Annotated in this window: 7 protein-coding genes, 1 other RNA gene and 1 pseudogene; all 9 read left to right on the top strand. The window is 60.0% G+C overall.

From position 1 onward, the window contains the following. An RNA gene (rnpB, locus tag ACQKP2_RS30910) (RNase P RNA component class A) lies at positions 1–205 on the top strand; the annotation flags it as partial. A gap of 354 nt (positions 206–559) precedes the next feature. Further along, positions 560–1,015, top strand: coding sequence for a division/cell wall cluster transcriptional repressor MraZ (gene mraZ / locus ACQKP2_RS30905; RefSeq protein ID WP_007989875.1), 456 nt, complete (start codon positions 560–562; stop codon positions 1,013–1,015). Continuing rightward, positions 1,012–1,959 carry a 16S rRNA (cytosine(1402)-N(4))-methyltransferase RsmH gene (gene rsmH / locus ACQKP2_RS30900; RefSeq protein WP_427582101.1) on the top strand — a complete coding sequence of 316 codons (948 nt, stop codon included), beginning with the start codon at positions 1,012–1,014 and terminating at the stop codon, positions 1,957–1,959. Before mraZ ends, rsmH begins: the two co-directional genes overlap by 4 nt. Then, positions 1,956–2,249 carry a cell division protein FtsL gene (ftsL, locus tag ACQKP2_RS30895; protein ID WP_427582100.1) on the top strand — a complete coding sequence of 98 codons (294 nt, stop codon included), beginning with the start codon at positions 1,956–1,958 and terminating at the stop codon, positions 2,247–2,249. Before rsmH ends, ftsL begins: the two co-directional genes overlap by 4 nt. Continuing rightward, positions 2,249–3,988 carry a peptidoglycan D,D-transpeptidase FtsI family protein gene (locus ACQKP2_RS30890; RefSeq protein ID WP_427582102.1) on the top strand — a complete coding sequence of 580 codons (1,740 nt, stop codon included), beginning with the start codon at positions 2,249–2,251 and terminating at the stop codon, positions 3,986–3,988. Before ftsL ends, ACQKP2_RS30890 begins: the two co-directional genes overlap by 1 nt. Beyond that, positions 3,988–5,451, top strand: a complete 1,464-nt coding sequence (locus ACQKP2_RS30885) for a UDP-N-acetylmuramoyl-L-alanyl-D-glutamate--2,6-diaminopimelate ligase (RefSeq protein WP_427582099.1) — start codon at positions 3,988–3,990, stop codon at positions 5,449–5,451. Before ACQKP2_RS30890 ends, ACQKP2_RS30885 begins: the two co-directional genes overlap by 1 nt. Continuing rightward, positions 5,444–6,811 (top strand): UDP-N-acetylmuramoyl-tripeptide--D-alanyl-D-alanine ligase, encoded by a 1,368-nt coding sequence (locus tag ACQKP2_RS30880; RefSeq protein WP_427582098.1) that lies wholly within the window; start codon positions 5,444–5,446, stop codon positions 6,809–6,811. Before ACQKP2_RS30885 ends, ACQKP2_RS30880 begins: the two co-directional genes overlap by 8 nt. Next, positions 6,811–7,893, top strand: a complete 1,083-nt coding sequence (mraY, locus tag ACQKP2_RS30875; protein WP_427582097.1) for a phospho-N-acetylmuramoyl-pentapeptide-transferase — start codon at positions 6,811–6,813, stop codon at positions 7,891–7,893. The genes ACQKP2_RS30880 and mraY overlap by 1 nt, the downstream gene beginning before the upstream one ends. A 15-nt stretch (positions 7,894–7,908) precedes the next feature. Beyond that, a pseudogene (locus ACQKP2_RS30870) lies at positions 7,909–8,004 on the top strand (L-serine ammonia-lyase, iron-sulfur-dependent, subunit alpha); the annotation flags it as partial.

Raw genomic sequence — 8,004 nt, 5'->3', positions numbered from 1 at the left:
CATGTGTTGACTCACCTGTTATTGTTGTATTGGCGACCAGGCAAACAGTTCGTGGCTAGGTAAACCCCACTTGGAGCAAGACCAAATAGGGTCCCAAGGCGTGGCCCGCGCTGGGACCGGGTAGGTTGCTAAAGATGTCCAGTGATGGCCATCGTAGACGAATGACTGTTCAAGACAGAACCCGGCTTACAGATCGACTCTCCACCTTTTTTCTTCACTCTGCTTAAATCATTGGGCAGGGTGCCGGTAGTGGCAATCTCCCTCCTTTCATATCGTCAGCATTATCACTTTCGTAATACCGAAAAAATCTTACTCTTAATAAATTACTTTAACTTCCGAGCGCAGCTTCCTGTGCTTGTTCAAGTTATTGGGCAGATTCACCTGCCGGAATCTCGTTGTCCTTCCTCTTATGCTCCTAAATCTCAGTTCTGTAAGGGTTTTCCTTTAATCGGCGCCTTGACGGTGTGGTGGGCGCATTCCTATAGTGTGCGCAAGTGGCGGAAAGTGGCATGAAGTGGGTTTTTTGGGCGCAAAACGCTAGATTTGGAGAAACGCTGACGTGTTTCGCGGAGCCAACGCTATCAGTCTCGATGCAAAGGGCCGTCTCGCCATGCCGAGTCGGTACCGTGACGAGCTCGTTTCGCGTAGTTCCGGTCAGTTGATCGTCACCATTGATGCCGTTGATCCGTGTTTATGTGTCTACCCGCTCGATGAGTGGGAAATTATTGAAACCAAATTGCGCGCATTGCCTTCGCTACGCGAAGAGAACCGCCGCCTGCAACGTTTACTGATTGGTAATGCCGTCGACCTCGAGCTCGATGGCAGTGGTCGTTTCCTGGTTCCGCCGCGTCTTCGTGAATATGCCAAGTTGGATAAGCACGCGATGCTGGTGGGCCAACTGAACAAGTTCCAATTGTGGGACGAGGATGCCTGGAACGCGGTTTCTGCCGCTGACCTGGCAGCTATTCAACAACCGGGTGCCATGCCCGACGAACTGCGTGATTTGATCCTGTGACTATTGATAGCGGCTTTAACCACATCACCGTACTGCTTGACGAAGCCGTCGAGGCTCTCGCCGTACGTCCTGATGGCTGCTATCTGGATGGCACGTTCGGACGCGGCGGGCATAGCCGGTTGATCCTCAGTCAGCTCGGCCCCGATGGCCGGCTACTCGGATTCGACAAAGATCCTCAAGCGATTGCCACCGGGCAGACGCTAGCGGCCGAAGACGGCCGCTTTGTCGTTGTGCAGCGCAGCTTTGCCGAACTTGGATCCGAAGTCGCCGAGCGCGGTCTGCATGGCAAGGTCAGCGGTATCCTGCTCGATCTGGGCGTGTCTTCGCCGCAACTGGACGATCCGGAGCGCGGTTTCAGTTTTCTCAACGACGGTCCGCTGGACATGCGCATGAACCCGGCGCGGGGGATCAGCGCGGCCGAGTTCGTCAATACGGCACCCGTGGAAGAAATTGCCCGGGTATTCAAGGAATACGGCGAAGAGCGTTTTTCCGGACGCATGGCCCGCGCCGTGGTCGAGCGCCGCGACATCAAGCCATTCGAGCGTACCGCCGACCTCGCGGAGGTGTTGAAGGTCGCGAACCCTGCCTGGGAAAAAGGCAAGAATCCGGCTACCCGTGCATTCCAGGGCCTGCGAATTCACGTCAATAACGAACTCGGCGATCTGGAGGCTGGCCTCGAAGCAGCGCTGGATTGCCTGGAAGTGGGTGGCCGCCTGGTGGTGATCAGCTTCCATTCGCTGGAAGACCGTATCGTTAAACTGTTCATGCGCAAACTGGTGAAGGGCGAGGCTGACAACCTGCCACGTAATCTGCCGGTTCGTCACGTGGCGTTCGAGCCGAAAATCAAGGTCCATGGCAAGGCGCAGACTGCCTCCGACGCCGAGCTCAAGGCCAACCCACGTTCCCGTAGCGCAGTCATGCGTGTGGCGGAGAAGCTGCGGTGAGCAAGTTATTCGCCAAGCCGTTGCCCGGCGGAAGCTTCTTCATGCTGCTGCTGTTTATTGCCGTGCTCGTGTCTGCCGTCGGCGTCTCCTACAGCGCGCACTGGAACCGTCAGCTGCTCAACTCGCTGTACAACGAGTTGAGCGTGCGCGACAAGGCCCAGGCCGAGTGGGGACGGTTGATTCTTGAGCAGAGCACCTGGACTGCCCATAGCCGTATTGAAGTGCTGGCCACCGAACAGCTGAAAATGCGCATTCCCGGCGCCGGTGAAGTGCAGATGGTGGCGCCATGATGAAGCTCGAAGGCGCTCTCTTTCCGTGGCGTTTCCGCCTCGTGCTGGGCCTGCTCGGGGTCATGGTGGCGGCGATCTCCTGGCGCATCATCGACTTGCAGGTGGTCGACCGCGATTTTCTCAAGGGGCAGGGGGACGCACGCAGCGTTCGTCATATTCCGATTCCGGCTCACCGTGGTCTGATCACCGACCGTAACGGCGAGCCATTGGCTGTCAGTACGCCAGTCACCACCCTGTGGGCCAACGCCAAGGAAATGCAGCTGGCCAAGGAAAAATGGCCAGCGCTGGCTGCCGCGTTGGGACAGGACCCGAAGGCCCTGACCGAACGCCTTGAGGCTCAAGCCAATAAAGAATTCATTTATCTGGTGCGTGGGCTCACGCCTGAGCAGGGCCAGGCCGTGCTCGATCTGAAAGTGCCGGGCGTCTATGGCATCGAAGAGTTCCGGCGTTTCTATCCGGCCGGTGAGGTCACCGCCCATATGGTCGGATTTACCGACATCGATGATCACGGCCGAGAAGGTGTCGAGCTTGCCTACGATGAATGGCTGGCCGGCGTCCCCGGCAAGCGACAGGTCATCAAGGACCGGCGGGGCCGGCTGATCAAGGATGTTCAGGTCACCAAAAACGCCAAGGCCGGAAAGCCCTTGGCGTTGTCCATTGACCTGCGCCTGCAATATCTGGCCAACCGCGAGCTGCGCAACGCGATCATCGAAAACGGTGCGAAGGCCGGCAGCCTGGTGATCATGGATGTGAAGACCGGCGAGATTCTCGCCATGGTCAACCAGCCAACCTACAACCCGAACAATCGTCGCAACCTGCAACCGGTCATGATGCGCAACCGCGCGATGATCGACGTGTTCGAGCCAGGCTCGACCATGAAGGCGATCTCGATGAGTGCTGCCATCGAAACCGGGCGCTGGAAACCGAGTGACAGCGTGGAGGTCTATCCCGGCACCCTGCAGATCGGTAAATACACCATCAAGGACGTATCCAAGACCGAAGGTCCGGTGCTGGATATGACCGGCATCCTGATCAACTCCAGTAACGTCGGCATGAGTAAGGTCGCGTTCGACATTGGTGGCGAAACCATTTTCCGTCTGGCGCAGAAACTCGGCCTCGGTCAGGACACCGGCCTGGGATTCCCGGGCGAACGCGTCGGCAACCTGCCCAATTACCGTGAATGGCGCAAGGCCGAGACCGCCACGCTGTCCTACGGTTACGGCGTTTCGGTGACGGCGATTCAATTGGTTCATGCCTTTTCGGCATTGGCCAACAACGGCCGCCTCGCACCGCTGACGCTGATCAAAACCGACAAGCCGCCACAAACCACCCAGGTATTGCCCGAGGCAGTCGCCAAGACCATGCAGGGCATGCTGCAACAGGTGGTCGAAGCGCCGCGCGGTGTATTCCGTGCCCAGGTGCCGGCGTATCACGTGGGTGGCAAGTCGGGTACCGCGCGCAAGACGTCGGTCGGCACCAAAGGCTATGCCGAGAACTCCTACCGCTCGCTGTTCGCCGGATTCGGCCCGATGAGCGATCCGCGTTACGCCATCGTTGTCGTGATCGATGAACCGACCAAGGCCGGTTATTTCGGCGGTCTGGTATCGGCACCGGTATTCAGCCGTGTCATGTCCGGCACCCTGCGCCTGATGAACGTCACGCCGGATAACCTGCCACCTACACAACAAGCCAACGCCACCCCGGTCGTTCCGCTGAAAGCCAATGGAGGGCGCGGCTGATGTCATTGAGTCTGAACAAGATTTTCCCCCACGCCGGCCACGATCTGTTGATTCGTGAATTGGCGCTCGACAGCCGCAACGTGCGTGCAGGGGACCTGTTCCTTGCGGTGCCGGGCGGCAAGTTCGATGGTCGTGCCCATATCGGCGATGCGCTGCAGCGCGGTGCCGCTGCCGTGGCTTATGAAGTGGAAGGCGCCACCGTACTGCCGATCACCGATGTGCCGCTGATTCCGGTCAAGGGGCTGGCGGCGCAGTTGTCCGATATCGCCGGGCGTTTTTATGGCGAGCCCAGCCATCAACTGAACCTGATCGGCGTGACCGGCACCAATGGCAAGACCAGCGTGACCCAACTGGTTGCCCAGGCTCTGGACCTGCTCGGCCAGCACTGCGGAATCGTCGGTACGCTGGGTTCCGGTTTCTACGGTGCACTGGAAAGCGGCCTGCACACCACGCCGAATCCGATCGTCATGCAAGCGACCCTGGGCGACCTGAAAAAGGCCGGTGCCAAGGCCGTCGCGATGGAAGTTTCGTCCCATGGCCTGGATCAGGGTCGTGTCACCGCGCTGGCGTTCGACGTCGCCGTGATGACCAATCTGTCCCGCGATCACCTGGACTACCACGGCACCATGCAGGCCTACGGCGAGGCCAAGGCCAAGCTCTTTGCCTGGAACGATTTGAAGTGCCGGGTGGTGAACCTCGACGACGATTTCGGCCGGCAACTGGCGGCTGAGAAGCGCGAGTCGCGGTTGATCACCTACAGCCTGCTCGACAGCAGTGCCTACCTTTATTGCCGTGAGGCGCAGTTCAACGACGAGGGTGTGCGTGCGACGCTGGTCACCCCTCACGGCGAGCATCATTTGCGCAGCACCTTGCTTGGCCGCTTCAACCTGAGCAACGTGCTGGCCGCAGTCGGTGCCTTGCTGGGCCTGGATTACCCGCTGGACGAAATTCTCAAGGTACTGCCCAAGCTCGAGGGCCCTGCAGGCCGCATGCAACGCCTGGGGGGTGGCACTCAGCCTCTGGTGGTGGTCGATTACGCCCACACGCCGGATGCCCTGGAAAAAGTCCTGACCGCCCTGCGTCCGCATGTGAAAGGCCGTTTGCTGTGCCTGTTCGGCTGCGGCGGCGACCGCGATCGCGGCAAGCGCCCGCTGATGGCCGAAGTGGTCGAGCGTCTGGCCGACGGCGTGCTGGTGACCGATGACAATCCGCGTACGGAAGACCCGGCGATCATTTTCGATGACATCCGCGCCGGCTTCACGGCTGTGGATAAAGTGACGTTCGTGGCTGGCCGTGGCCAGGCCATTGCCCAATTGATCGCCGGTGCCTCGGCGGACGACGTGATCGTGCTGGCCGGCAAGGGGCATGAGGACTACCAGGAAATCAATGGCGAGCGCCATGCCTTCTCTGATCTGGTCGAGGCCGATCATGCCTTGAGCGCGTGGGAGGTGGCCCATGATTGAATCCATGAAACTCAGTGAATTGACCGGCGTGTTGAAAGGCCGCCTGGTGGGTGCCGATGCAAGCTTCGACGGCGTCAGCATCGACAGTCGTGCGATCAAGCCCGGCCAGTTGTTCATTGCACTGACTGGTCCACGCTTTGATGGTCATGACTACCTCAATGACGTGGCGGCCAAAGGTGCCGTTGCAGCCTTGGTCGAGCGTGAAGTCGCCAACAGCACCCTGCCACAGTTGCTGGTGAGCGATACCCGGCAGGCACTGGGTCAGCTGGGCGCGCTGAACCGCGCGGCTTTCAGCCATCCGGTGGCTGCCGTCACCGGTTCCAGTGGCAAGACAACGGTCAAGGAAATGCTCGCCAGTATCCTGCGCACCCGCGGTACGGTACTGGCAACCCGCGGCAACCTGAACAATGACCTGGGTGTTCCGCTGACCCTGCTCGAACTGGCGCCGGAACATACCGCCGCCGTGATCGAACTGGGTGCTTCGCGCCTGGGTGAAATTGCCTACACCGTTGGCATGACCAAACCGCACGTCGCCATTCTCAACAATGCCGGGACCGCCCATGTCGGCGAGTTCGGCGGTCCGGAGAAAATCGTCGAAGCCAAGGGTGAAATCATCGAGGGTCTGGAGGCCGATGGCGTCGCCGTGCTCAATCTGGACGACAAGGCATTCGATATCTGGAAAAAACGTGCCGCCGGCCGCAAGGTGCTGACGTTTGCCCTGAGCAACGCCAAGGCCGATTTCCATGCCAGCGACCTGACGACCGATGCCCGTGGCTGCCCCGCGTTCAACCTGCACGGCCCTGAAGGTGTGGCGCCTGTTCAACTGAACCTGCTCGGCACCCATAACGTCGCCAACGCCATGGCCGCTGCGGCCGCTGCCCATGCACTGGGTGTGTCGCTGTTCGGCATCGCCACCGGACTGGGTGCGGTGCAGCCGGTCAAGGGGCGTACCGTCGCGCAACTGGCGAGCAACGGCATGCGCGTGATCGATGACACTTACAACGCCAACCCCACCTCGATGTGTGCCGCCGTTGATATACTCGCCGGCTTTTCCGGCCGCACCGTTCTGGTGCTCGGGGATATCGGCGAATTGGGTGATTGGGCGCAGCAGGGGCATCACGACGTGGGTGCCTATGCCAGCGGCAAGGTTTCTGCGCTGTACGCCGTCGGACCCAACATGGTTCACGCCGTCAACGCCTTCGGCCCGAATGCCTTTCACTTCAGCACGCAGGCTGAGCTGATCAAGGCCCTGGACGCCGAGCAAGACAAAAACACCACCATTTTGATCAAGGGCTCGCGCAGCGCTGCGATGGAAAACGTCGTCGCGGCCTTGTGCGGGACCAGTTTGGAGAAACATTAATGCTGCTGCTGCTAGCGGAGTATCTGCAACAGTTCTACAAAGGCTTCGCGGTCTTCCAGTACCTGACCCTGCGCGGGATTCTCGGTGTACTGACCGCGCTGGTCCTGTCGCTGTGCTATGGCCCGTGGATGATCCGTACCCTGCAGAACCGTCAGATCGGCCAGGCCGTTCGCAATGATGGCCCGCAATCGCACCTGTCCAAATCAGGCACTCCGACCATGGGCGGTGCGCTGATCCTGTCTTCCATCGGCGTCAGTACCCTGCTGTGGGCAGACCTGACCAATCGTTATGTATGGGTCGTATTGCTGGTCACCCTGCTGTTCGGTGCCATCGGCTGGGTCGACGACTACCGCAAGGTGATCGAGAAGAACTCCCGTGGCCTGCCGAGCCGCTGGAAATACTTCTGGCAATCGGTGTTCGGCCTGGGGGCAGCGGTCTTCCTTTACATGACTGCCGCAACGCCGGTGGAAACCACCCTGATCCTGCCGATGCTCAAGGACTACAGTATCCCGCTGGGCGCAGGCTTCATCGTACTGACCTATTTCGTGATTGTCGGTTCGAGCAACGCGGTCAACCTGACCGATGGCCTCGATGGCCTGGCGATCATGCCGACCGTGATGGTCGGCGGCGGGCTGGGGATTTTCTGCTACCTGTCGGGTAACGTGAAATTCGCCGAGTACCTGCTCATTCCTTACGTACCGGGTGCCGGTGAGCTGATCGTGTTCTGCGGTGCACTGATCGGTGCGGGCCTGGGGTTCCTGTGGTTCAACACCTACCCGGCGCAGGTTTTCATGGGCGATGTCGGTGCACTGGCGCTGGGCGCGGCACTGGGCACCATCGCGGTCATCGTCCGTCAGGAAATCGTGCTGTTCATCATGGGCGGTGTGTTCGTGATGGAAACCCTGTCGGTCGTGATTCAGGTTGCTTCTTTCAAAATGACCGGTCGCCGCGTGTTCCGCATGGCACCGATTCACCACCACTTTGAACTCAAGGGCTGGCCCGAGCCGCGCGTGATCGTCCGTTTCTGGATCATCACCGTGATTCTCGTGCTGATCGGCCTTGCCACCCTGAAACTGAGGTAGAACGCGTGTCCCTGATTGGTGCAAGTGCCCTGCATCGAGCGCAATGCGATTGCCGCCGTGAAGGCGATCAACGCGACGCAGATGGCGCTGCGCGGCGACGGCAAGCATTTC

Source organism: Pseudomonas sp. NPDC089569, from assembly GCF_050280625.1.
GTDB lineage: Bacteria > Pseudomonadota > Gammaproteobacteria > Pseudomonadales > Pseudomonadaceae > Aquipseudomonas.
This window is presented reverse-complemented; position numbering and strand designations above follow the sequence as displayed.